Source organism: Geodermatophilus sp. SYSU D00766, from assembly GCF_054049915.1.
The window spans coordinates 49,711-73,119 of record NZ_JBJGYI010000025.1; the positions used below are offsets into that span (position 1 = coordinate 49,711).

Sequence of the window (23,409 nt, forward strand, 5' to 3'; positions counted from 1 at the left end):
GGCGACGGCGCCGACAGAGGCGGACGGCCCGGTCAGCCCAGGACGAAGGCGGTGGTCGTCGGCCCGTCGGTGTCGAGGCAGGAGCCGACGACGGTCAGCGTGGCGCCGTCCGCCGCGAGGGCCCCGAAGGCGCCGGCGCCGTCGCACAGCCCGACGACGCCGGTGCGCTCGCCGGTGCCGACGTCGACCGCCGTCAGCTCGGCCGGGTGGTACGACGCCGACAGCACCAGGTAGGCGGTCCGGCCGACGACGGCGACGTCGAGGGCGGTGGCGTCGGTGCCCTCCAGCTCGGCGACGGTCCGCACCCGGCCGCCGGCGACGGTGACCAGCCGCCCGGCGTCCCGCGCCACGTTGACGTGGGCGGCGACGACGACGGTGCCGTCGTCCGTCACCTGCAGCGCGGTGGGCGTGCCCACTAGCTCCGGGACGACCGTGACGGGGTCGCCGTCCGGCTGCAGGTCGGGGGTGAGGCGCAGCAGCAGGACGCCGTCGTCCGGGTCGTCGGCCAGCGCGAGCAGGCCGCCGCCGGGGGCGCGGGCCAGGTGGGTGACCGGGGCGGGCGCCTCCGCGGTGGCCAGGGCGGCGCCGGTTGCGGGGTCGACGGCGGCCAGCCGGGTGCCGCGGGCGAGGACGAGCGCGTCGCCGTCGAGGAGGGCGGCGGTGGGCGGTCCGTCGATCGGCAGCGGGAGGGCGGCGCCGCCGACCGGCGTCAGCGCGGTGCCGACGACGAGCGGTGGCCCGTCGCCGGTGACGACCAGCTCGCCGCCCGGGTCGACGGCGGTCGGGGCGCCGCCGTCGAGGGGGACCAGCCAGCGCCGGTCGTCGTCGCCGACGAGCACGAGGGGGCCGGCGAGGTCGTGGACGACGACGTCGGTGCCGACGGCGGCGTCGAGGTCGACGGTGTCCAGGACCCGGGGAACGTGCGGGTCGACGCCGCCCGTGCAGCCGGCCGCGAGCAGCACGGCGAGCGCGACGGCGGCGCGCCGGTCAGTGTGCGGCGGGGACCCGGTCGGCCGACGCGATGAACTCCCGGACGACGGGGGCGATCTCGGCCTCCCAGCGGGAGCCGCTGAAGACGCCGTAGTGCCCCACGCCGTGCTGCAGGTGGTGGCGCTTGCGCTCGGCCGGGATGCCGGTGCACAGCCGGTGGGCGGCCTCGGTCTGGCCGGGGGAGCAGATGTCGTCGTTGGCGCCCTCGACGGTGAGCAGCGCGGTGCGCCGGATGGCGCCGGGGTCGACGCGCCGGCCCTGCCAGGTGAGCCGGCCGCGGGGCAGCTCGTGCCGCATGAAGATCCGGTCGACCGTCTCCAGGTAGAACTCGGCCGGGACGTCCATGACCGCGCCGTACTCGTCGTAGAAGGCCTGGGTGGCCGCGGCCGCGGCGGTGTCGCCGCGCACCAGGTCGCGGTACATCTGCGCGTGCGCGCCCCAGTGCCGCCGCGGGTTCATCGACATGAACGCCGTCAGCTGCACGACGCCGGGGTAGACCCGCCGCCCGGCGCCGGCGTACCGGCGGGGGACGGTGTCGATGAGCCGCCGCTCGAACCACTCGAGCGGCTTGGTGGCGGCTGCGGTGTTGACGCGGTTGGGGTTGATGCGGGTGTCGATGGGCCCGGCCATGAGGGTGAGGCTGGCCGGCTGGGCGGGGTCGTCGTCGGCGGCGAGCAGCGCGACGGCGGCCAGCACGGGGACGGCGGGCTGGCAGACGGCGACGACGTGGCTGCCGGGGCCGAGGTGCCGCAGCGCGTCCATGACGTGCGCGATGTACTCGTCAAGGCCGAAGCGCCCGTGGGCGGTGGGGATGTCGCGGGCGTTGTGCCAGTCCATGACGTAGACGTCGTGGTCGCTCAGCAGCGTGCGGATGGTCGGCCGGATGAGCGTGGTGAAGTGGCCGGACATCGGGCCGACGACGAGCACGCGGGGCTGGCCGGGCACGTCCGGCTTGGCGAAGTTCAGCAGGGTGCCGAACGGCGTGGTCATGGCGTTGCGCTCGACGACGTCGGCGTCGCGGCCGTCGACCCGCACGGTGTCGATGCCGTAGGCGGGGCGGTCGTGGGTGGGGCGCGCCTTGGCGAGGATCTCGCAGGCGGCGCGGGCGTGCCGGACGGCGGGGTTCGTGGCGAGCGGGCCCGGCAGGGCGTGCAGCGCCCGGGCGGTGAGCGCCGTCGCGGCGACCGCGGGGGCGCCCGCGCGGCGGTTGAGCTCGTAGGCGGTGTAGAGCATCGGCCTGCCTGTCCCTGTGGGCGGTGGAGTGACGTGTGTCACCCTGCGGAAACGTAACCGCAACCGGGGACGGTGGCGCGGTGATCAGAGTGTCGGCGGCGCGTCGCTGGCACGGCGGACGGTGCCCGTCCTGCTGCGGCGTGTCCGGGCGCGCTCGGCCGACCCGGGGGCCGCGGTCCGCGTCGGTCTGCCGCGGGGGGACCGCTGGTGCAATCGGCGGCCCGACAACCCGGGACGAGGTGGACGCCGTGCCGAAGTTCGTCATCTTCTTCGCCTACCTGCCGGACACGTGGGACCGGCTGGTGCAGCAGCCCGGTGACCGCACCGCCGCGGTGCGGGCGTCGGCCGAGGCCGTGGGGGCGCGGTTGGAGGCCCTGTACTGGATGCTCGGCGAGGCCGACGGCATGGTGGTCCTCGAGGCGCCGGACGCCGAGACCGCGGAGGCGGTGACGCTCACCTCGGCCAGCACCGGCACGGTGCGCACGCTGGGCACCCACCAGCTGTTCGACCAGGACCAGCTGCAGTCGATCCTGGGGAAGGTGCGCACCGGCCGCGCCGTCTTCCGTGCACCCGGCACCTGAGCGGCCGGGTCCGCCCGCGCCCGCCGCTACGCCTGTAGGCCATCCGGAGCGGCATCGGCGCCGTCGTGCCGTTCGAGGTGCGCGACCAGCTCGGCCACGACGTCGGCGGCCGGCTTGACCTCGGTGACTGCGCCGACGCCGGCGCCGGCGTACATGGCCATGGCGTCGACGTGGCCCTCGGCGCCGGCCATCGGCGGGATCCCGGAGCCGCACCACACGGGCATGCGGCCGCGGCCCACCCGGGCGACGACGTCGTCGTCGATCTCGGCGAGCCGCTCGACCGCGCGGCGCAGCACCCGCGCCCGGGCGCTGGTGGCGCACAGCGGGCAGTCGGTGGCGAAGGCGCCGGTGATCTCGGTGCAGTCGCCGGTGGCGTCGACAACGGCCTGCCTGTACGCCGGGTGGGCGCCGGACTCCGTCGTCGCGATGAACCCCGTGCCGATGCGGGCGCCGTCGGCCCCGGCTTTCAGGACGGCGGCGAGCGCCCGCCCGTCGCTGATGCCGCCGGCCGCGAGGACGGGGACGTCGACGGCGTCGAGCACCTTCCTGAGCAGTGGGAGCAGCGGCTCGCGGCCGCGGACGTGGCCACCGGCCTCGATGCCCTGCACGGTGACGAGGTCGCAGCCGGCGTCCACGGCGGCGCGCGCCTCGGTGAGCGACCCGACCTGCCAGTTCACGAGCGCGCCGGCCTCGTGGGCGATCCCAATCTGACGGGGGGACGGGTCGAGCCAGAAGAAGTCGACCAGCCGCACTCTCCGGGCGAGGTCGGCGAGCAGGCCGTCGTCGACGTCCGTGGTGAGGACGTTGACCGCCAGCGCCCCCTGGGTCCGCTCGCGCATGCTGTCGACCCGGCGCAGCAGCGCCTCCGGCGGGGTGCCGAGCGCGGTGACGGTGCCGACGCCGCCGGCGTCGGCGACCGCCACGGCGAGGTCCGGCGGGGACACCGGTCCCATCGGCGCCTGCTGGACCGGCACCGTGCAGCCGACCAGCTCGGTGAAGCGCGTCCGCACGGCGGGACGGTCCCGCCGCCAGCCGGCGCCGTCAAGGCGTCCATCGGACTCTTCATCAGGATTGGACCCACGGGAGGGCTGCACCTCCCGTCGACGCGTGCGGACGCTGCCCTCCGACGCCTGTCGTACTCGTCCACCGTCGGCAACCAGTTCGCTCGGCCGGGATTGCGAGGTACCGGCTGCCGGGGGGCACGCAGAGGCGTCCGACCTCTACGCCGTCGCGGGAGACGCTGGACCGGCTGACCGCGGTGGCGATCCGGGCCGACGGCTGGCAGCAGGCGCTGCTGCGCTCGGTGCGGCAGGACCCGCTGACCGGGCTGGCCAACCGCAGCCCCCTGTTCGGCACCGGCCGGGCGGCGCGGGCCGTCGGGGAGCGGTGTAGTTCGTCGACGTCGACCGGTTCAAGGAGGTCAACGACCGCTGCGGGCACGCGGTAAGGGACCAGCTGCTCGTTCGGCTCGCCGTCCGGCTGCGCCGGCACGTGAAGCGGGAGCTGCCGGGGGCCGTGGTCGGCCGACTGGGCGGGGACGAGTTCGTGGCGGTCCTACCCGGGGTGGACGCGGCGACGGCAGAGGCCATCGGTCACGGGTTGGCTGCAGTCCGGGTGGACGAGGTCGAGGTGGGACGGCGGATAGTTCGGGTGTCGGCCTCCATCGGGCTGGCGATGGCCTCACCTGGAACGATGCTTGACGAGGTTCTCTCGCTGGCGGACCGGGCGATGTACGGCGCCAGGGAGCGCGGCCGCGGCGTCCTGCATGGTCGACTCCGGGAGCAGCCGAGATTGCGCTGAGGCCGCAACTTGGCGTTCGAGCCGACCCGCCTTGTGGTTGCCAATCCGGAGCCATCCCGGTGGCGAGAGGCGACGTCCGCGACGAAGTCATGAGGGTGCCGTGGGCTTGGACGGCTGTCACCCAGCCTGCAGCGGCGCAGACGCGGCCGTAGCTTTGCCTGGCGCACTCAGCCGGCTGGCTCGGTCGCCGCCGGCTCCGTCGGTTCGCCGCCACCTCCTCCACGTCCTTGAGTGTTTGGCCGTTGAGCGGGATCCCCGGCGTGACCACCTAGCATCGCCTCGTGTCAGGCGAGCTCTCCTTGTTCGGCGGCGACGCATCCCCGGAGGAGCCGGTTCAGGCGGTTCCGACCGAGGCTCCTATCGCCGACTGGCTGGTCAATGACATCAGGACAGCGCTCACCACCCTTGGCCTGACGACGATGGCCGAGCGCCAACAGGCGATCGAAGCCATCGTCGACCGACCCGTCGAGTCGTTGCGGTCGCTGACGCGTGCGGAGGCGCTGCGGGTCCTGTCGTCGCTCGCTTCCGTGGCAACGCCGCAGAGGAGCGGCGGATCGGCTTGGGACGACCGCGCTGAAGCGACCTGGATCGACCGACTGTGACTGGCGTCCCTTTCCAGCAACTTCCGGGCAGCCTCGGAAGGCGCGCCTCCATCCTCCTGACATTCGTAGTTGGCCGTATTGCACTGTTGGGCGATGCTTGACCGGTCGGCGTCGTCATGGGCCAGGTTGCATCGGAGTGCGGTACGGGCAGCTGACGACGCGCGGAGGACGTTGAATTGGTCAACCACGGCTACCCACTCTGCACCGGCCGCGCGATGTGGGAAGTTGGGGAAGTGGTACCGGGTGTAGGTGGCTGCTGCGGGAGTAGTGAACACCGATCGACCGTTGTGTTGGTGGAGGGGAAACGGCAGTCCGTGCTGGTTCCGGCGCGAACAGCGTCCGGCAATGGCTTGCATTGGAAGGGTGCTAGACGAGCCGCCCCCGAGGGCGGACAGTGAAATGTACGGCGGCGGAAGCTCGACACGAGCGTCCTACAAATATCGAGATTTCGAAACCCGCCCGCAGGAGTTGCCTCGGTTTAGTCGCGGGTCAAGTCACTGCAAGACCCGAGCCTGAGGGTTGACGTCGCGCAGTCATGGTGCAACTGCGCGACGTCAAGCCACCCGCCGTCAAGCCAAGGACAAGCTTCGTTAGCTTGAGCTGCGCTTGATGATTGCACCAGCGCCGGACTTGCGCGTCTTGAACCCGATCCTGCCGACGGGGGCGGAGAGGTAAGGGAGCGCGTATGAGAAGAGGGTTGCGACGTCCCCCGCGGCAATGGGTCCCGGAGGAAGGCCTACAGGTGAGGCGTTCGGAACACCGCTGTCCAACGCGAAGCTGAGCAACAGGGCACCGCGCGTCGGCGTGTGGAGGCTGACCGCCAAGGGACCCCCTTCTTCGTCGAGGTCCTGGCGATTCTTGGTCGACCGCTTTCCGGCTATCGTCTGCACGGCAGCTCGCTGTCGGAACGAGCTTCCGGAGAAACCGCCACGCTCACGCCTTGCGCGCTTGAGAATCGGCAGATCCTCAGGACGGCTTCCTACCGGTCGCGTGACGGTGTTCGCCAGCGACGGGAGCAGGACGACGAAGTCCGTAAGAGTGCCTTCGCTGATGGCGTCGTCGATGAACCGGAGGTGCGGGCCGAAGTTGTAGTTCGGTGTCCACTGAAAGCCGGCCAGGATGTCCCTGAGTACCTTCGCCGTCACGACTCCGTAGCGCGACTCGTAGGTGCGCACCTGATCGTTGGTGTCGCGGTAGGAGAAGGTCCCGTCTTCCTCCATCTCGTTGAGCAGCGGCTGGACCAGATCGAAGTGCAGCTTGTTGTGCTGCCCGCTGCCGCGCTCCGGCTGCCGGGAGAAGTCCTGAAGCTTGCCGCCGGCCCCTTGCGTCGTCAGCTCGGCGTTGTACATCTTGTTCGTTGCCGTCGGCTTCAGCCAGGGCAACTGCTGGAAGACCATGGGCGGGACGTCCTCGGGACGCACCTGGGGATGGCCCGTGACCTCGTTGATCGCGGCGTAACGAGCGAGCTCCTCGCGGAAGTCCTCCTCGTCGCGCACGACAGCCTCGAAAGCCTCGTAGAGGTCGATGGTCGTGTTCCTGGGCCCGGGCACGCTTCGGCCGATGTAGAGCCGAACCAGGTCGCGGTACCCGCGGCGGAAGCCGAACCAGCGCCCCATCTGCATAAGGGTGTCCGCCTGCTGCGTGCGGCGCGTGTAGTACGAGATCGTCAGGCCTTCGACGGTGAACCCTCGGCTCAGCTTCGTGCCGCCCACGAGGATCTTCCACACGTCGCTGCCTTGGAAGTCGAGGGCGTCCTGCGCGTAGTCCTTCTCCGCCGCCCCGTTCACGACGATGACCGGGGATGTGCCGGTATCGATCAGATCTAGCACCTTACCGATCCAATCACCGGCGACGAGATCATCGAACGAAGGCGGTAAGGGCAGCTCGGCGGGGACAGCCTTCCCGTCTCGCTCGGCCTCCGAAGCTGCTCGCTGGTGTAGTGCCTTCGAGACCGGAGAGAAATCGGCAACGAACATCCTCCGCAGACGGGCAACCCCGTCCGGGGTGTCGTAGCCGGCTCGCTTCCACAGTTCGCGGATCTTGTCCGCGAGGATCGCGTGGTCGTCCATTTTGACGGACTCGTGGACGAGCATCGTGTGATGCCGAAACTTCTCGCCGAGCGGCCCTCGCCGGTAGAGCTTGATGGCTCCGGTCAACACGAAGGCATCGAGCGCTGCCTGAAGCTCCTCGAGTCGCGCATCGTTGGTGTCGGCCACGAGATCGCGGACGAACGCCTTCTCGTTCGAGTTGTGAATGGTTTTGGGCTCGCCGGCGAAGTCGACGTCGAGGTCGTGGAAGTCCGAAGCGCCCATGTACCCGTCCGGCCGCTCGAGACTGACGATGAAGTCCTTGGGGAAGATGTCCTCGGAGTCGTCGGGGTCGACGAAGACGTTGGCGAACGGTGTGGCGGTGTAGCCCACGTACTGAGCCCTGGTCAGGAGCTTGAGCAGATCCGAGATGCGCTGGTTGACCGCCGTGCGTTCTTTCTGCTCGGCCGTGGGGTTCTTCTGCTTCTTGGTGTTGACGGAGGCCTGGTCGGCCTCGTCGTCGATGATCAGCGTCGGGATCTCGCCCAGGTCGGCGTGAATCTTGCCGAGGTCGTCGACGAGCTTCTGCAGTACCGTGCTGTTCTTCTTGACGACGGCCAACCGGACAGCGCTGCGGAACAGGTTGACCGGTTCGTACAGAGGCCGTCCCTTCTCCGCCAACTCGTGCCCTGCGCGGAAGTCCAGTGTCGACAGTCCCTGCTGGAGGCTCTTGTAGTCGCCATCAAAGGTGCTGAGTCGGCGGATCGTTGGAACGTCGTCCAGAGTGTGGATCGCGACGTTGTGACGTAGGAAGTGGTCGTCGAGCCAGTCCTGATCCGCGTGGTAGTCAGTCTCTGCGACCTGCGCGGCGTTGTTCTCGTCGATGCCGCCGAGGATGTTCTCGACCCCCACCAATTCCATGTCGAGGCGGCGCTGGGTCTGCTTCCGCAGGATCTCGACCGTACCGGTGAGCACGATGATCAGTCGGTAGCCGGCATCGATGGCCTTGGCGACGACGCCGGTGAAGTTGGCCGTCTTTCCGCTCTGGACGTAGCCGACGACGAGGCCTTTCGACTGGTATCGCTCAGTCCAGGTGGGATCGGCCAGCCTGCGAACGACTGCCGTCGTCGCGGTGTCGAGGCGAGCGAGAGGTTGCGCTTCCCATCCGTTGCGCTCGAGGAGGCCCGAGTACGCGGACCAGTAGAAGTTGCGCTCGGTCTGCCGCTCAGCCCCGTACCAGGGCTCCCAGTCACCCTCGCCGCCCTCGATCACGACGGCGCTCGGATCCCTCGGGTACACGCCGTCGAGACGCTCGCGCACCGAGTCGCTCAACTCCAGGCGTTCGTAGACCAGCTTCCTACGCTCCGTGCCGTGCGGGCGGGTCTCACCCACCCAGTCGCCGCCGTCGGCGGCGTCCCAGCGGCTGATGAGGAGCTGGAATCGCACGCGCGCTGGGTCGTTTACGTCCGGCGTCGCAAGCCCGTCCACCAGGGCGGGCTCGTCGAGGGGCGACGAGCCCGCCTTCTTGAGGAAGAAGTTGACCGTCTCGAGAAGCGCCGACGGGGCCTCGCCGTCCATGCTTTTCAGGGCGGGTACCAGCCCCGAGGCGTCACTCATCGTCGTTTCCTCCTACGAATGGGGCGAGGGCGGCCGGCGTGGTACCGGGGAGCATGCTCGAGACGTCGACACGGTACGAAACCGCACTGACAAGTTCTGGCTGAGGAACCGCGGCGTCGATCCGCTGTCGGGTCAATGCCGGGAATCGGTCGTCTACCAGGTACGCGGCGGGTGCGGTTCGGAGCAGGTACCGCTCCGGGTAGAGGTCCGCATCGGCGTCGTTCCAGCCGAGCGTCCGGAGGTGCCCGGCGAAGGCATCCGTCCCGCCGTTCAGGCTCGAACGCACACGGCCGATGACGGCCGGTAGGCCAAATCCCTGCACGGCGTCGCCGGCCCGGGTGAGCTGAACGGAGACCAGCCACAGCGGTCGATGGGGGCTGGGCTGGAGCTGCGTCTCCGTGCCGATCACGTGAGAACGCCGCTCGCTGAGCGTCGTCTTCACCTCGGCGTCGAGATCCGACAGGACGAAGTCGTGCTCTTCGGAGTCCGGTCCGAGCCAGCCGAGGAGCGCGGAGTCCTGGCCGATCTGGTCGATCAGCGACTCCAGTAGTAGGAGCTCACCGATGAGACCGACGGTCTTCTCTTCGCTGAGCCGACCGCGGTTGGCGAGGAGCTCGAGGAACGTATCCACAGAGCGTGCCATTGCGATGTGTAGGGGGCGCCCGGCGGCCAGATCGTCCACGACCGCGGCGAGCAGGGAGTAAGCCTCGTAGTGCGCGCCGGTGGCATCGACGTCGAGGACGTACCACTGGCCGTCGTCCATGTCCTCGGTGAGGACGGACACGCGATCCATCGCGGTGACGTCCGGCTCGGGTCCCGTGGCCGGCGTCCACAGCTGGAGACTCTGGGCCGGGGGGTCGATCCGCAGGCGGCAGACAGGAGAGTCGGCCAGGAGCACGGGGACGACGACGTGGGAGCTGAAATACGTCTCCAGGGTTTCCGGCGTGAGGTGGTGACGTCCCTCGTCGGGCATAGGTTGACTACTCCAGTCCTGCCTGGGCGCGCACGGCGGCGAGCAGGATGGCCTGCCAGGCATCGAGTTCGCGCTTCTCCTTAGCTCCGAGATAGGAGCTGTCGAAGTATCGATTAGCCAAGAGGTGCAAGAGCGTCTTGAGCACCGGAGCGTCGTCCGTGTCGAGGCTCGGGTGGCCCACGAGGACCGTGCGGTAGCGCAGGTTGAGCGCGAGGACGGCATTGTCCAAGTCGATCTCGAACACCTGGTCCGGGGGCAGTGTGCGCCACACCAGATCGATCGGGGCGGCGTCCGGGTCGAACTCGACGGCATCTTGGTAGGAGTCCAGAACGCTGGCATGCAGGCCTCCTCTGGGCTCGACGACGGTGATCGGCCGGCGTTGCCGCTGGCGGCTGCGCTTGTCCTCGCCGGCCGCGCGCTGCAGGTACTCCGTGAAGGTGAGACCTGTGCCGGCACAGGTCGCTTTTTCCAATGCGCGACGCAGGTCGCTGGAGAACGTGATCCCGGATTTCTCCGGATTGATCGTGACGTGCGCGTCTGCGGTCGACCCCAGATCCAGCTCGACACGGGCGAGGCCCCACTCAGGCCGGGGACCCCACAGGTCGCACCAGCCTCCTCCTTGGAGGAGACGGTTGCGCCGGTACACGAAGAAGCCCTGCGCGTCCTCCCCTGGACGCCCCCCGAGCTTGAAGCCGGGGTCCTGGGAGCGCGGTGGCCAGACGTAAGCACGCGCGGACACCGGCGCCGAACCGTCGGGCATCTCCAGGCGGAGGTCGGCGGGGAAGTCGGGATCGCCCGAGTGTCGGTATCCGAACGGATCTATCGGCGTGACGGCTCTGGCGGCACTGAGCTCCCCGTTACGGATGTTCTGCGAGTCGACGAGGACCCGCGGCCCTTCGCCATCCAGCAGCCTGTGGAGGACCAGCCCCAGGTGGTTCCGAACGTCGCGCACGGCTCCTTCCAGCCAGCGCATCTGCTCGCCCTTGTCCGTGGTGGCGGGGAAGGTCCGGACGTCCCGCCACTCGACGATCGTTCCGCTGCCGCCGGCGAAGTCGAAGCGGGCCTCGGCGAGGCTCTGCTCGGCGTCGCCGGCTGACAGTTCGCCGACGCGAGGGGAGGACATGTCGCCCTCTCGCACGAGCATCCGGCCGACTGCGCTGGCTCCATAGGCGCGGGAGTAGACGAGCACCGTGTTGGCTTGGCTCAGCGATGCCGCCTTGAGGCCTACGCCGAAGTGCCCGAGGTCGGTGTCGTGGTAATCCCGGCGTCCCGCATAGGTCATGGCCTTGTCGATGGTCAGGCTGTCCATGCCGTACCCGTCGTCGATGACTTGCAGTGCGACCGGCGCCACGCCGTCGAGCAGGAACCGAACCCGGATCGCCCCGGCCGTGGCGTCCAAGGAGTTGTCCACCAGGTCGGCAACCGCAGTGGCGAGCGAGTGGTGCAGACCGATGGTGTTGACCAGCGCGAGGTCCATCTCCACCGGCCGGAGGCTGCTCGCACGCGGAGCCGACAGTGCGGACATCACCCGTCCTCGAAGCGATTGCCGACGAACCCGAGCTGGGCCCCGTTCTCCGTAACCGTCCGGACCGTCTTCTGGTCGAACCCCTCGATGCGTTCGGCCCGGACCGACAGGGTGATGTCGAGGGCATCGGGGCCAGCAGCTACGAGGTGCGCGAGTAGTTCCTCGGCCACCTCACGCAGCTTCCCGGCGAGGTCCCCGTCCGGTTTGACGGCGAGCCGCGCCTGGTAGCGCACGTTCGGAGTGGTTACCGGCGGCTTCTTCCCGGGTGTCGGAGGAAACGGCCCGCCCCCGCCCGGCGGCGGGCCATCCCCTCCGCCCGGCAGTTCGGGCCCAGGCTCTCTCGACTGGCGCTCGTGCTGGGCTATTGCCAGGTGCGGCGCTACCAGGAGAGTGGTGTCGGTGATAGTGGCGAGGTGGGCGTCGGGGCCCGGCAGGATCAGCCCGCCGAAGTCACCGGTCCCCTTGTCGTAGCTCTCGGCGAGGGCGAAGGCCGCACCTTCCCAGTCCAGCTCGTCGAGCGCGGAACGGATACCGTCCTCTAGCACGCGACGATTCCGGAGCCGGTCCAGATACGGGTGGCGCTGGTAGAACTCCCAGAGCTCGTGGACGGAGATGCGACCGTCGTTCCAGGTGCGGCGCAGCGGGTTGTCCAGCGCGAGGCGGATGTTCTGCGCGCCGATCGCGGTCAGGAGCAGCTGCTCCTTGATCAGCCGCGCGGAGGTCCGAACGGCGAGACGGTGCTCCGTTCCCTCGACCTTCAGTGCTCGGACGGCCAGCGGTTTCGCCCCGTCGGGCTGCTCCGGATACATCACCCAGATGTAGGTCGTCGGGACCCGCTGGTCGACGACGCGGTTCGTCTCCTCCGAGCGCCGCCGGACCACCAACGCCTGCTGCTGGGTGAGATCCAGCTCGCTGATGCGACCGACGAGGTGGCGCCACGCCAGGTGGTTCCGGACGGCGGACTCGAGCTCGGCGTAGCGCTGCGTGTCGGCGGCCAGGGCCACGATCAGGTTCCGGCGTTCCCGTGGTGCCGCGCCTCGGGAGGCGATGAGTTCGTCGACGAACCGGTACGCGGCAGAGTCCGTGCCCTTGCCGGAGTGCGTGAAGCGGGGGTGGAGGACGACGAGGCGGACGCCCTCCGGCTCGGCCACTTCCGCGGAACTCTCGGGAGCGACCTCCACGGCGGTGAACTGACCCGGCTGGGTCTTCTCGGTCCGCGCGATACGCGTCACGACCTCCGCCCAGACGTCTTCCGGGGTGAGCCCGGCCGCGTACTCGGCGGCCTTCCTGTTCAGGGACGGCTGGACGTCGTACCAGTACCGCTCGCTGTCGCTGTAGAGGTATGTGGCGTTGTCGGTCAGCAGCTGGAGTGCGGACCCGAAGTTGCCGACCGTGTCGCCGGGCTGCGCTACGCCCAGGAAGAGGCGCTGGCGCTCGATCCCCTTGTGCGCACTGCGCAGGGTGGCCGCGGACCCGAGGAAGAGAGCTCGCGCGATCCGGCGCGTGAGCGCACGCTTGCCGAACAGGGGACGGTCGGCGTCGATGCGTACGGGGGTGGACATCTCCCCGTCGACGTCGGCGTCCAGAATTGGCGCCCAGTTGTCCTCGAGGTACTTGGAGACCTCGTTCCGGACACCGCCCGAGTCGAGCGGAACGGTTCCCGGCATGATCAGCGCTGACGGGTCGTCGCTGCTGCTCAGGGTGTGCACGACAGCGCTCATCAGCCGAAGGACACCGCGCGTGCGCTGGAAGCGCTCCAGGCTGGACCAGTCCTCGTAGAGGCGGTCGAACAGCTCGGGGTGAATGGGATACGCGGACTTGATGCGTCCGACGTAGTCGTTGTCCGTCGTCTCCTTCGGGAACTCTCCGTGGTGGGACCGGTAGAACTCGACGAACCGCTGCGCCGTGACGGCGATCTTCGTCCTGCTGTCGCCGTCCGGGTCGACGAACAGCCGGCGGCGGACGATCTCGAAGGACTCCTGCGCGGACGCTGGCCGCCACTCGTACGAGGTGCGTCCGATCACGTTCTGCAGGCGCTCGAGTGCCTCGCGTCCGTGGGCTCCACCGATCTCGAGGTCGGAGGCGTCGCGGCCGTCGTGATCGGCCCGGGCATCGGATGCCGGGATCGACACCAGGAGAAGCGCGCCCGGGGTGGCGGCGACAGCACCCGTCAAGGTCTGCGCGAAGGTGAACTGGGTGTCGAACGTGCCACCGCGCAGGTCGTCGCGGGTGTACAGGCCGCGCGCGTAGGCGACCCACTCGTCGACGAGGATGACGCAGGGGGAGTGGGCGGCGAGCAACTTCTTCAGCGCCGCGCCGGGGTTCGTACCGGTCCGGTCGGCGTCGGCCAGCATGTCATAGGCATCGCGACCGCCGAGCTGCCAGGCCAGCTCGCCCCACAGCGTGTTGACCTCGACGCCGTCTTCCGTACGGATGGGCAGGTTCGGGGCAATCTCGTTGCCGGCCAGTGCCACCCGGCCGACCCTCCGCCCGCCGGCGACGGCGGCCCCGGCGAGCAGCTCCTGGACGTCCTGCGGGTAGTCAGCCATCGGATGGCCGGACACCAGATGCCAGACGGCGAGCATCGAGTGCGTCTTGCCGCCGCCGAAATTGGTCTGCAGGTTGATGACCGGATCCGCGTCCATGTCACCCGACAGACGGGCGGCCGCACGCCGAAGCAGGTCCTTCAGGCCATCGGTCAGATACGTCCGACGGAAGAACTCGACGGGATCCCGGTACTCCTCACCGGCATCGTTCGTTCCGTCGCCGTTGCCGAACGCGACCTGATGCAGGTCCGCGGCGAACTCCGACGTTGCGTAGCGGCCAGCGGCGACATCGGGGTGAGGCGTGAGTACGTCGCGCCACGGCGGCAGCCCTTGGGATTCGAAACCCGCGACGGCGGTGTGCGTACGGGCCGCGCGGGCGATCTCGGTGTCGTACTCCCTCCTCTGGAGGTCCACCCGGAGCGAGCGGGTTTGGTCCGCATGGGGGACCGCGCCGGCGGCTCGGAGCAGGCGCTCCGCGGTGTCCAGCGCTCGGTAGGTGTCGTCGGCGGAGAACGGCTTCTGGTGCGCCCATTTGTCGCGGACGTCGCGCAGCTCGCTGGCGAGCGACTTCTCCGCTCGGGAGAGGTGGGCATCGAACGGGAACCAGCCCGGGACCACCGTCTCCGTGAGGATGCGGAGCTGGTTCTGGGCGTCGGCTCGCGCGTAGGTCTTGCCGCCGATCCCCTTTCCGGAGTCCTTGACAGCCAGCAGCGCCGTCCAGTCCTCGCCCGCGGGGACCCGTTCGGCGACCGCGCGAGCGATGAACGGGTCCAACCCGGCGGACAACAGTTCCAGGGCATGCCCGACTCGATCGCGATTACTTGTTGCCATCGTGCTTCGCTGCTCCCTGTCAGTACGCCGTGTCAAGCACGAGTTGCTCGCTGGCGGTGTCGGCCTTCCGTCGCGCAGCGTCCAGGACGTCCGCCCAGGACGCCGCGAGCATGTTGAACAGCTGAGCGACGCTGGACCAGCGCTTCCTTTCGGCAATCGAGAAGAGCAGATAAGCCAATTCCTTGGCCGCGTCGAGGTCAATGCGCGTGGCAGCCCTAGCCATAACTAGGCCAGCGGATTCGAGCCCCTCCTCATCAAGTGTCTTGGCGAGGTGGATGACGACCTCCCACAGCGTGATGTGATCGTCTGTGCGCGGGTCATAGTGCGAGGGAAGCGCGGCTGGATCGAAGAGTTGCACCTTGCCTCCACGAGAAGACAGCGCTCCCGAGCGATCGAGGCCGCCGACGGAGGTGTTGAATGCCGAGGCCAGGGTCTCTGCCTCTCCGTACGGGCCCGGGTCGAAGCCGTAGGACTCGAACCACTTGACGCACCAGCGAGTGCCGGAGTCGAAGTCCCCCTCCTGCGACGAGAGAACCTCACTCAGAATTTGATTAATCACCTGCAGCGCCGCTCGAACGGACATAGCGTCGCCGTTGGCCTCGATCACTTTGGAGTACCTAGAAAAGACCGCCATACCGGGGCCGATCGCGGCCTGTGGCAAGTCCACGGGAGCGATTGACCCCTGCTGAAGCTCGCGAAGTCTGGCTGGCAGCTCGTTCCGCAGCTCGGCGGTCAATCCGCGGCGATCGATTGCGGGTGCATCAGCGGGACGGGGGCGCAGTGCGAGCACGATTGACGAAGCAAGTGCGTTGCTTTCCCGGTTTCTAAGGCGGTTGCCAAGCTCCGACCGCATGGGCCAAGTTCCCGTGATTGTCCAGCCGTTGCCGACCATCCCGTCCAACAGGGTTTCCCAGCCGGTGGAAGATACCTCCACCCCATCCGTGTCAGCCTGCTTGAAGGCGTAAAACACCGCGGTGGGGAGATCGGTCCGGGCCGAGGAGCGAGCTCGCGCGAAGACTCTCTTGAACCCGTCCTCGAAGAACTCCTGAGCGCCCTGCTTACCGCCCTGTCGGTATGGGTTAGCTACAAGCTCCTCAGCCTTCGGGACCATCAGCGTGCTCAAGAGATCCGGAAAGGCCGGTTGGAGTGGGCGGCGCAACCACACATAAAAGAAGTCCGACAGATCCGCGTAGCCGATGTTGTCGTAGTAGGGCGGGTCTGTCGTAACAAGTGCCTCTCCGTAGTCCCGGCTTGCTGCGTCGGCTTGCATGACCTCTGCGGGCTGCGTGCCTCGCAGATTGGCGATTACTTTGGTAACCCAATCGAGGTCAAGCAAATAGTCACCTGCGGCGCCGCCGAAAGGATTGGCTTCAGCGAAGTCCCATACCATAGAGATTGCTTGCCGAGCGAAAACACTACGGACCCCTTCCACCTTTGTGCTCGAGTCCCAACCGCAAATCGATGATGACTTGTTGAGAACGCGACTGAAGGCAAAGGTGAGGTACGTTGCGATTGCGTTCGAGTAGTCGCGCGCGTCGGCTTGGCGTTCGCCCTCGGGCATGTCGCCCGGCGACGCGCTCAGTGCATCTTCGTACGCCCTGTCGCGCGCCTCAGAGATTAGGTCGCTGAAGGTCGATAGCGTGTGCAGTTGCCTGTTGGTGAACAGGTCCGCAAACTCGGTCATTCCGTAGTTCGGCGCCGTTATCGCGCGGGGGTCGTTGCCCAGTCTGCCCGCCGGTAGTGCGGAAGGTCGGTCGACCCGTGCCGCTGCTGCGTGCTGCTCGTTCGGGGCAAGGTAGTGGCGCCGCCGCTGACCCTCCGCAACCGTGGCCATGAGCTGCGAATCCATCAATCCAGCCTTGCCCTGGCCCCGGATGTAGGCCAGATCGACGGCGGTTCCGCATCCTACGCAGACCGCCCCCGTGCGTCCTACGGTTCCGTCGTCTGCCTTGGAAGGGCCGCGCTTGGCGTCCGTACTTATCCGATAGTGAACGACACCTTCGAGGACCTCCGGTACTACGAATGCCTCCTTGCCCTTCTTTTTGCCCAGCCACCATGAGCGCGTTAGTGGCATGCGAATCCCGCATGCCGGATTGGGGCACTGAACGGTGCGTGCCCAAACCCACGCGATGACAGACGCGCTAACACCGTTCGGGAGTGTAGTGGGGGGATAAAGGTGCCCAACCCGCTGTATTGCTTGTTCGCGGATCCAAGAACCGTACCTTCTGACGTCGTCGGCGAGACCGGTCATCGAAGGCCACGTTGCAAGAGTGTCGGTCACTGCGCCGGGGAAGACCGGAGCGCGGCCAGTGAAGCGCGGGGGGAAGTCCAGCAACGCCCTATTAATGAGTACGGCAACGGGGTTTAGGTCGGATGCGCGGACCTGCAATCCCAGCCTTTGGGCTTCAAGAGGAATGGTCCCACCACCCGCGAACGGGTCTAGAATGATAGGAGGGTTGCCGTCGGTGGACTTTACTATCTCGGTCCTCGCTTGGGCGAGAACGTGCTCGTTGGTCGAGTTCTCCCAAGTTACCAATTGTTCAATCAGTCGGAAGAGTCGAGTTCGCTCGGTGCTGATCCATGCAGCGCGCTCGTCATCGTCGCTGATAGCGTCAGCTTCCGGCCTCGATGCCGGGTCGTCGACAAGTTGTGCGAATAGGACGGCTCGTGCGGCAGCTAAGGGACGACGGGCCCACCAGAGGTGAAGGGTCGAGGGGTGGCCGTGTCGGATCGACTTCTCTCGGGCCGCTTCCCGATTGATTGCTTCGAGGGGCAGAGCGACCTCGATGAGCTTCCGGCGCTGCGTCACGGTGCTGAATCCTGTCCGTTGCTGTTTCGCTACTGCTGGTCACTTCGTATCAGGCGTCGGGCTGTGATCGCACGCGACTGGCTCATCTGGGGGAGCGGGCCCCAGCGGTGCCCGCACAGCAGCCTCAACCGCATCAGCTGCACGGGCGACCTCCGCGTGCTCCCAGAAGCGGAGGACGGTCCATCCCGAGGTCCTGAGGCGCTCGTCGGTGTCACGATCCCTGCGGACGTTGGTCTCGAGTTTCGCGGCCCACCAGCTGGCGTTGGTGGCTGGCGCGGTTCGGTGCTCGGGACAGGCGTGCCAGAAGCAGCCGTCGACGAAGACGGCGACGTGCTTGCGCGTGAAGGCGATGTCGGCTCGTCGTCTCGGCATCCCCGGCAGTGGCCAGTCGACCCGGAACCGGAGACCCCGGCGGTGGAGCTCTCGACGCAGGGCGACTTCCGGCATGGTGTCCCGCCTGGCCTGGCGAGACATCCGGGACGTTACCGACGGATCCGAGGGCGCAGGTCGGCCGCTGTGACTAGGACGTTCGGCCATGTCCCGGTCTGTCGGTTCGGGATTGTGGGTGCGGCCGGCTAGCCTCCGCGCGTGCCACCGCTTTTCGCCCCGTCCTGCCCATCGGGCGTCGAACCATCGAACTCGGGAGCGACGGTACTGGACCTGTTCAGCGGCGCTGGGGGGATGACAGAGGGGTTCCACGCGAGCGGGACGTTCCGGACCGTGCGGGCGGTCGAGATGGATGTCGCTGCCGCCGCGAGCTATGCCGCGACGTTCGGTGACCTCGTGCACGTGGGGTCGATCGGTGACTGGCTCGCGGATCACGAGGTGCCGTCCGTCGACGTCGTGATCGGTGGCCCGCCGTGCCAGGGCTTCTCAACGTTGGGTAAGCAGGACGCGGAGGACGTGCGGAACGCGCTCTGGCGGGATTACGCGGAGACCATCGTCAGGGCGGCGCCGAGGTACTTCGTCCTCGAGAACGTGGGCGCCTTCCTCACGTCGAGACAGTTTGGCGATCTTCGAGAGGCTACGCAGCCGGGCGGGCTGCTGGCCGACTATGCGTTTGAGGCCGGTGTGCTGAACGCGGCCGACTTCGGCGCTGCGCAGGCCCGCCGGCGAACGATCCTCATAGGGCACCACCGTGACCTACCTGCACCCGGGCTCCCACCCAAGACGCATGCCGGTCGGCACGTGCCGTTGTCGAAAGTCCTGAAGGGCGTTCGACGTCGAGTGTCGTCGACCGAGCTTCCCCCGCGGAGCATGCTGGTGGACGGTCGGCTCCGTCCGGGCCCCTTCTCGACGGTGGAGTTGCATGTGGGCCGCACCTATACGGCCACGTCGATGGCTCGCATTCGCTCCATCCCTCCGGAGGGCAACCGATTCGACATCCCGGAGAACCTGCTTCCCCCGTGCTGGCAGAAGCACACGACAGGCTCCGCGGACGTGATGGGACGCCTCCGGTGGGACAGGCCAGCGGTCACCATCCGGACGGAATTCTTCAAGCCGGAGAAGGGTCGGTACCTGCACCCGACGGAAGACCGTGCCCTCACGCACTACGAGGCGGCATTGATTCAGGGCTTTCCGAAGACCCACCGCTGGGTGGGCTCCAAGACCGCGATCGCCCGCCAGATCGGGAACGCCGTCCCCATCCCTCTGGGGCGAGCGATCGCGAACCACCTGGCTGACGCCATGGGGCTGCGCCGATCCGACGCCGTAGAGGACAAGTCTGTATGGGTCGCCTGAGACGCGTGCCGCGTCGCTGTGCCTACGACGCTCTGTCATCGCCGGGTGTCTCGTGGTGAGATGCAATCTGACGGGGACTCGGAGTCGGCATGTGTTACGGCCGGGGCGGTGTTCCTGCCCGATCCCCTTGCGGAGGAGTTGACGTGCAGGCGCAGACGCACACACCTGCGGCGATCTTCGGCAGCCACATCCGTTACGTCGTCCCGCTCTTCCAAAGGCCCTACGTCTGGGACGAGAAGGAACAGTGGGCTCCACTCTGGGACGACGTCCGCACGCTCGCGGAGAAGGTGCTCGAGACTCCGTCCGGGTACGGAGCGACTCCCGTGTCTCCCCACTTCCTCGGCGCCATCGTGGTGGATCAGCAGAAGAATCTTTCGGGCTTCATCCAAGTGCGTCACGTCATCGACGGACAACAGCGGCTGACGACCCTGCAGCTGCTGCTCGATGCGGCACAGGAGGTGACCGAGAAGCACGGCACTCCTCTCGACGCCGAGACACTCAAGGTCCTGGTGCTCAACCAACCCCAGGTCACCCAGCACCCTGACGAGGTCTACAAGGTCTGGCCGACGGACCGAGACCAGGACGCCTTCCGTGCGGCGATGGACAACGACGCTGTGGTCTCGCCGGAGCTGGCCACGTCACGGATCGCGCGAGCGCATGCCTTCTTCGTTCGGAAGATCACGGAGTGGTGCGAGCCGGCCGGTGACCCCGACAAGGCTGCGGCGCGGCTCAAGGCGCTGGCCCAGGCGTTGCACGCGCATCTGAAGCTCGTAGTCATCGACCTCGAGCCAGGCGACAACGCACAGGTCATCTTCGAGACGCTCAATCACCGAGGCTCCCGGCTCCTGGCCACAGACCTGGTGAAGAACCTGCTCTTCCAGATGGCTCAGACCCAGCAGCTCGACGTGGCCGGCCTGTACAAGCAGTATTGGAAGCCGCTCGATGAGGACTACTGGCGTGAATTGACGGCTCAGGGCCGTCTCTACCGACCTCGCATCGACGTCTTCTTGAACTACTGGCTCGTCATGAAGCTACTGCGGGAGGTGCCGGCCGACCGCATCTTCATCGACTTCCGGGACCAGGTCGCCACATCGCGGGCGAATGAGCTGCCCGGGCTGCTCGCGGAGTTGGCGGCCGACGCAGCCGTCTTCTCCAGCCTGGACTCGTTGCCTGCCGCGTCGACTCCCGCCCGCTTCTACTACCGGGTAATCCGTGCACTCGACACCCGGGCCGTCATGCCCGTGTTCCTCTGGCTGATGAGGTGGTCGGCCCAGGAGTTGCCGGCCGAGCAACGCGACAAGGCGCTCAATGCCATCGAGTCCTGGCTGGTTGGTCGAACTCTGGCGCGATTGACCGGCAAGAACGTCAACCTGGTGGTGCTCGAGCTGCTGCGGGCTCTCGATGAAGCTGGCCCGGCCGGTGCCGGGGACCGGACGGAGAGCTTCTTGGTCGAGCAGACAGCGGATTCACGTCTTTGGCCTAGCGACCAGCTGGTGAGGCAATCCCTGTCGACGGCTCCGATCTACACGTCACTTGTGCGTGCGCGAGTTCGGATGCTCCTGGAGGCGCTCGAGGACGATCTGCGGACGGCGTACGGAGAAGGACAGCCGGCGCCCCGAGAACTCACCGTTGAGCACATTCTTCCGCAGGCGTGGCGGGAGAACTGGCCACTGGACCCGGACGATCTGGCGGGCGCGATCGAGCGGGACCGGCTGCTGCACGTGCTTGGCAATCTCACTCTCGTGAGCGGGGGACTGAACCCGGCTCTGTCCAACAGACCGTGGACCGGCGCGGACGGGAAGGGCAAGCGGGACTACCTGCTCGAGCACAGTGCCCTGAAGCTCAACGCGAAGCTCGTGACGCAGCACCCCGAGGCTTGGACCGAGGAGGACATCCGTGTCCGAACGAGCGCGCTCACCGATCGGATCCTGGCCCTGTGGCCGCGCCCTGCAACGCCGTCGCCGGCCGTCGTCACTGATGCGGCTCCTGGGGAGGACGAGTCCGCAGGCGCCGTCAACGAGGCAGCGGAGGATCCAAGCGTGCCGTCGCACACCGGCAAGTACCGGAAGCTGTGGGCGTGGCTGCGGGCGCAGGACGGCGACGAGATTCCTCTGACTTTCGAGGAGGTCGAAGAAGTCCTTGGTATCCCGCTGCCGCCCTCCGCACGGCTCCACATGCCTCACTGGTACGGCTACGAGGGCACTGCACTTGGTCGAGCCATTCGCGACGCAGGGTGGAAAGCGTCGAACGTGGACCTGCAAGAGCAGCGGGTGACCTTCGTTCCAAGCGCCTAAGCCGAGCCAATGCCCCTAGGAGCAGCGACAAGCACCGGTCACGCTCGGCCGCACCCCACACGAAGGGCACAGGTCTGTTGCGGGCGCAATGCGGCTCCGCTGCGCACCTGCGGAAACGCGGAACACGACCCCGGGCTTGCGAGGTGGCGGAACGGGCGCCGTCTTGCGCCTCCAGAACGAATTCGGATGCGCCAACACCTGAGCCACCTGGGCCCTCGATACGTTGATGCCGTGATCCCTCAGGTGTCGCGCGATTCGCTTGTAGCCGACGCCCGGGTTCGCCTTGGCCACTCGGCGAATCGTGGCTTCAAGCTCCTTCGCGGCATCTCGTGGCTTTGATGCCTCACGGTGGACAGCCTTCCCGACCTTCTTGGCCTTCTTGGCCGCGCTCCGGGTCCCGGGGGCGCCGCCGGCCCGCCTCGCCGCGGACCCACCACTACCTCGGCCAATGCTTCCTCGCCAGCCACCGGCATCAGCTCGGCCGCGCTCGGAACGGGGCGTCGCCATGCCGGCCGCTTTCAGGTCCCAAGGCGCTGGCCGCTGCACGACCTCGTCGTCCAGGTGGTCTCCGAGCGATGAATCTGAGTGATCCTGGAACCAGTCGTTGATGGACCGGGCCATCTTCCCTTCCTCTCGGGTAGCCGACGACCCACACATCATCATGCCGGTACGACAAATGTCGAGCCCGACCGACCGTCGCACCGGATCGAGGTATGCCGATCGCTCGCCCTCCATCGCTTACATTCTTCCGACCGTCCAGAGGTTGGACCCCGGCTTCTGGCAGCAGCGGCCGGTGCTCCCGGCGGCGCAGCAGCGTTGGGACGACGACGCGCGCTGACGCTCGTCGGCTCCCGGCCCCTACCCTCTGCGACGTCGCGGAAAGGGGGCCGGGCTATCGCTTGGTGAACGAGAAGAGGACGTCGCCTCGACCGTCGAGACATATGCCGCAGCGGACGCAGGCGGAGCCCTTGTCAGTGATCAGGGGGATGCGCCCGGCGTTCTCCGGGCAGGGATAGCGCCTCCTCGGCACGCCTGCCAAATCGGCCGCCCCGCGAGCGAACGTGTCGGCCAGATAGGCCAGATTCGCCCACGGGTGACGTTCGAGGGCGGCCGTTGCAGCGGACAGGTTGTCGGGGTCGGCGGACAGGTACAGGGTGAGGTTCGGCAGGCCGGCAAGTGCAGGGAGCACGTCCAGCCTGATTGGATCGAAGCTGCGCGTGTAGACCCAAAACCGGATGTCCGGGTTCTCTCGTATCGTGTCGGCCCAAGCCTCGGCGTAGGCATAGGAGAAGAAGTCGCCGTCCCAGTGGATACGGAAGTCCAAGGGCACCACGGCCTCGGCGCGACGGGCTCGTGCGCAGTCACCGCGGAAGCCGTCGATCATGTCGGCCAGCAATTCGGCCATTCCCGCCCGGTCGCGGTCGATGAGCGCGCGCAGGTTCTTGAAGAGCATTTCCCGAACGGTGGTGTACCGCTCCGCCTGGGCCGAGTAGCACACGCGTTCGCAGGTCGCGGTCGCTCCGGGACATGAGTGCTCCGGGCCGGCCGGAAGACCGAAGCTGTTCGCGATCCGCGGGCTCTTGCCGTTCGACGACGGCAGGTTTGTGATCTTGCGGACCGCTGACCGCCGCAGTGAAACAGCGCTGTCAGCGCCCATCACGGTGCCTCCTCACCTGCCGGTGACACAGTCGATTCACCGACGTGTGTACCCGGGGGGGGGGGGGGGGGGGGGCAAAAACAAAAACGGCTGGTACACCCCCCCCATTTGAACCACCCCCCCATTACAAAAAATCGGGTAAAACCCCCCCCCCCTCGGGGTTTGGCGCACCCCCCGGTCGCCG

Annotated in this window: 15 protein-coding genes and 1 pseudogene; 6 read left to right on the top strand and 10 right to left on the bottom strand. The window is 67.9% G+C overall.

What is annotated here, in order from left to right:
* Positions 1 to 32: 32 nt before the first annotated feature.
* Together ACI8AD_RS17230 and phaZ are read right to left on the bottom strand one after the other, a co-directional pair.
* On the bottom strand, positions 33 to 962 hold the full coding sequence (locus ACI8AD_RS17230; protein ID WP_456871742.1) for a hypothetical protein: 930 nt from the start codon (positions 960 to 962) through the stop codon (positions 33 to 35).
* Between the two features lie 25 nt (positions 963 to 987).
* Entirely contained in the window at positions 988 to 2,223 is a 1,236-nt protein-coding gene (phaZ, locus tag ACI8AD_RS17235; protein WP_456871743.1) for a polyhydroxyalkanoate depolymerase, read from the bottom strand.
* 248 nt (positions 2,224 to 2,471) lie between these two features.
* On the opposite strand from phaZ, the gene ACI8AD_RS17240 reads away from it, so the two are divergent.
* Entirely contained in the window at positions 2,472 to 2,804 is a 333-nt protein-coding gene (locus ACI8AD_RS17240; RefSeq protein ID WP_456871744.1) for a GYD domain-containing protein, read from the top strand.
* 26 nt (positions 2,805 to 2,830) lie between these two features.
* Here the strand turns inward: ACI8AD_RS17240 and ACI8AD_RS17245 are convergent, their stop codons facing one another.
* The gene (locus tag ACI8AD_RS17245; protein WP_456871745.1) at positions 2,831 to 3,814 is read right to left on the bottom strand and encodes an NAD(P)H-dependent flavin oxidoreductase; all 984 of its coding nucleotides are present in this window, start codon (positions 3,812 to 3,814) and stop codon (positions 2,831 to 2,833) included.
* A 248-nt stretch (positions 3,815 to 4,062) separates the two neighbouring features.
* On the opposite strand from ACI8AD_RS17245, the gene ACI8AD_RS17250 reads away from it, so the two are divergent.
* From ACI8AD_RS17250 to ACI8AD_RS17260, 3 genes and pseudogenes are all read left to right on the top strand, one after another.
* Complete coding sequence (locus ACI8AD_RS17250; RefSeq protein ID WP_456871746.1) at positions 4,063 to 4,251, top strand: hypothetical protein; 189 nt, start codon at positions 4,063 to 4,065, stop codon at positions 4,249 to 4,251.
* A 5-nt stretch (positions 4,252 to 4,256) separates the two neighbouring features.
* Positions 4,257 to 4,604: pseudogene (locus ACI8AD_RS17255) on the top strand (GGDEF domain-containing protein); the annotation flags it as partial.
* Between the two features lie 281 nt (positions 4,605 to 4,885).
* Positions 4,886 to 5,206: a hypothetical protein gene (locus tag ACI8AD_RS17260; RefSeq protein WP_456871747.1), complete on the top strand. Its 321-nt coding sequence runs from the start codon at positions 4,886 to 4,888 to the stop codon at positions 5,204 to 5,206.
* A gap of 590 nt (positions 5,207 to 5,796) precedes the next feature.
* Here ACI8AD_RS17260 and ACI8AD_RS17265 read toward each other — a convergent pair.
* From ACI8AD_RS17265 to ACI8AD_RS17290, 6 genes are read right to left on the bottom strand one after another with little or no spacing between them, the layout of a single operon-like run.
* Positions 5,797 to 8,850: a Z1 domain-containing protein gene (locus ACI8AD_RS17265; protein ID WP_456871748.1), complete on the bottom strand. Its 3,054-nt coding sequence runs from the start codon at positions 8,848 to 8,850 to the stop codon at positions 5,797 to 5,799.
* Positions 8,843 to 9,823, bottom strand: coding sequence for a PD-(D/E)XK motif protein (locus tag ACI8AD_RS17270; protein WP_456871749.1), 981 nt, complete (start codon positions 9,821 to 9,823; stop codon positions 8,843 to 8,845). The genes ACI8AD_RS17265 and ACI8AD_RS17270 overlap by 8 nt, the downstream gene beginning before the upstream one ends.
* Before the next feature lie 7 nt (positions 9,824 to 9,830).
* Positions 9,831 to 11,300 (bottom strand): ATP-binding protein, encoded by a 1,470-nt coding sequence (locus tag ACI8AD_RS17275; RefSeq protein ID WP_456871757.1) that lies wholly within the window; start codon positions 11,298 to 11,300, stop codon positions 9,831 to 9,833.
* 47 nt (positions 11,301 to 11,347) lie between these two features.
* The gene (locus ACI8AD_RS17280; RefSeq protein ID WP_456871750.1) at positions 11,348 to 14,725 is read right to left on the bottom strand and encodes a Swt1 family HEPN domain-containing protein; all 3,378 of its coding nucleotides are present in this window, start codon (positions 14,723 to 14,725) and stop codon (positions 11,348 to 11,350) included.
* Between the two features lie 19 nt (positions 14,726 to 14,744).
* Positions 14,745 to 17,534: a DUF1156 domain-containing protein gene (locus tag ACI8AD_RS17285; protein ID WP_456871751.1), complete on the bottom strand. Its 2,790-nt coding sequence runs from the start codon at positions 17,532 to 17,534 to the stop codon at positions 14,745 to 14,747.
* A 39-nt stretch (positions 17,535 to 17,573) separates the two neighbouring features.
* A complete protein-coding gene (locus ACI8AD_RS17290; RefSeq protein WP_456871752.1) occupies positions 17,574 to 18,071 on the bottom strand; it encodes a very short patch repair endonuclease in 498 nt (165 codons plus the stop codon).
* A gap of 51 nt (positions 18,072 to 18,122) precedes the next feature.
* Here ACI8AD_RS17290 and ACI8AD_RS17295 point away from each other — a divergent pair, with 51 nt between their 5' ends.
* Positions 18,123 to 19,274: a DNA cytosine methyltransferase gene (locus tag ACI8AD_RS17295; protein WP_456871753.1), complete on the top strand. Its 1,152-nt coding sequence runs from the start codon at positions 18,123 to 18,125 to the stop codon at positions 19,272 to 19,274.
* A gap of 143 nt (positions 19,275 to 19,417) precedes the next feature.
* Positions 19,418 to 21,568 carry a DUF262 domain-containing protein gene (locus ACI8AD_RS17300; protein WP_456871754.1) on the top strand — a complete coding sequence of 717 codons (2,151 nt, stop codon included), beginning with the start codon at positions 19,418 to 19,420 and terminating at the stop codon, positions 21,566 to 21,568.
* Positions 21,569 to 22,460: 892 nt separating this feature from the next.
* On the opposite strand, the gene ACI8AD_RS17305 is transcribed toward ACI8AD_RS17300, so the two are convergent.
* Positions 22,461 to 23,225 (bottom strand): GP88 family protein, encoded by a 765-nt coding sequence (locus ACI8AD_RS17305; RefSeq protein WP_456871755.1) that lies wholly within the window; start codon positions 23,223 to 23,225, stop codon positions 22,461 to 22,463.
* Between the last annotated feature and the right edge of the window lie 184 nt (positions 23,226 to 23,409).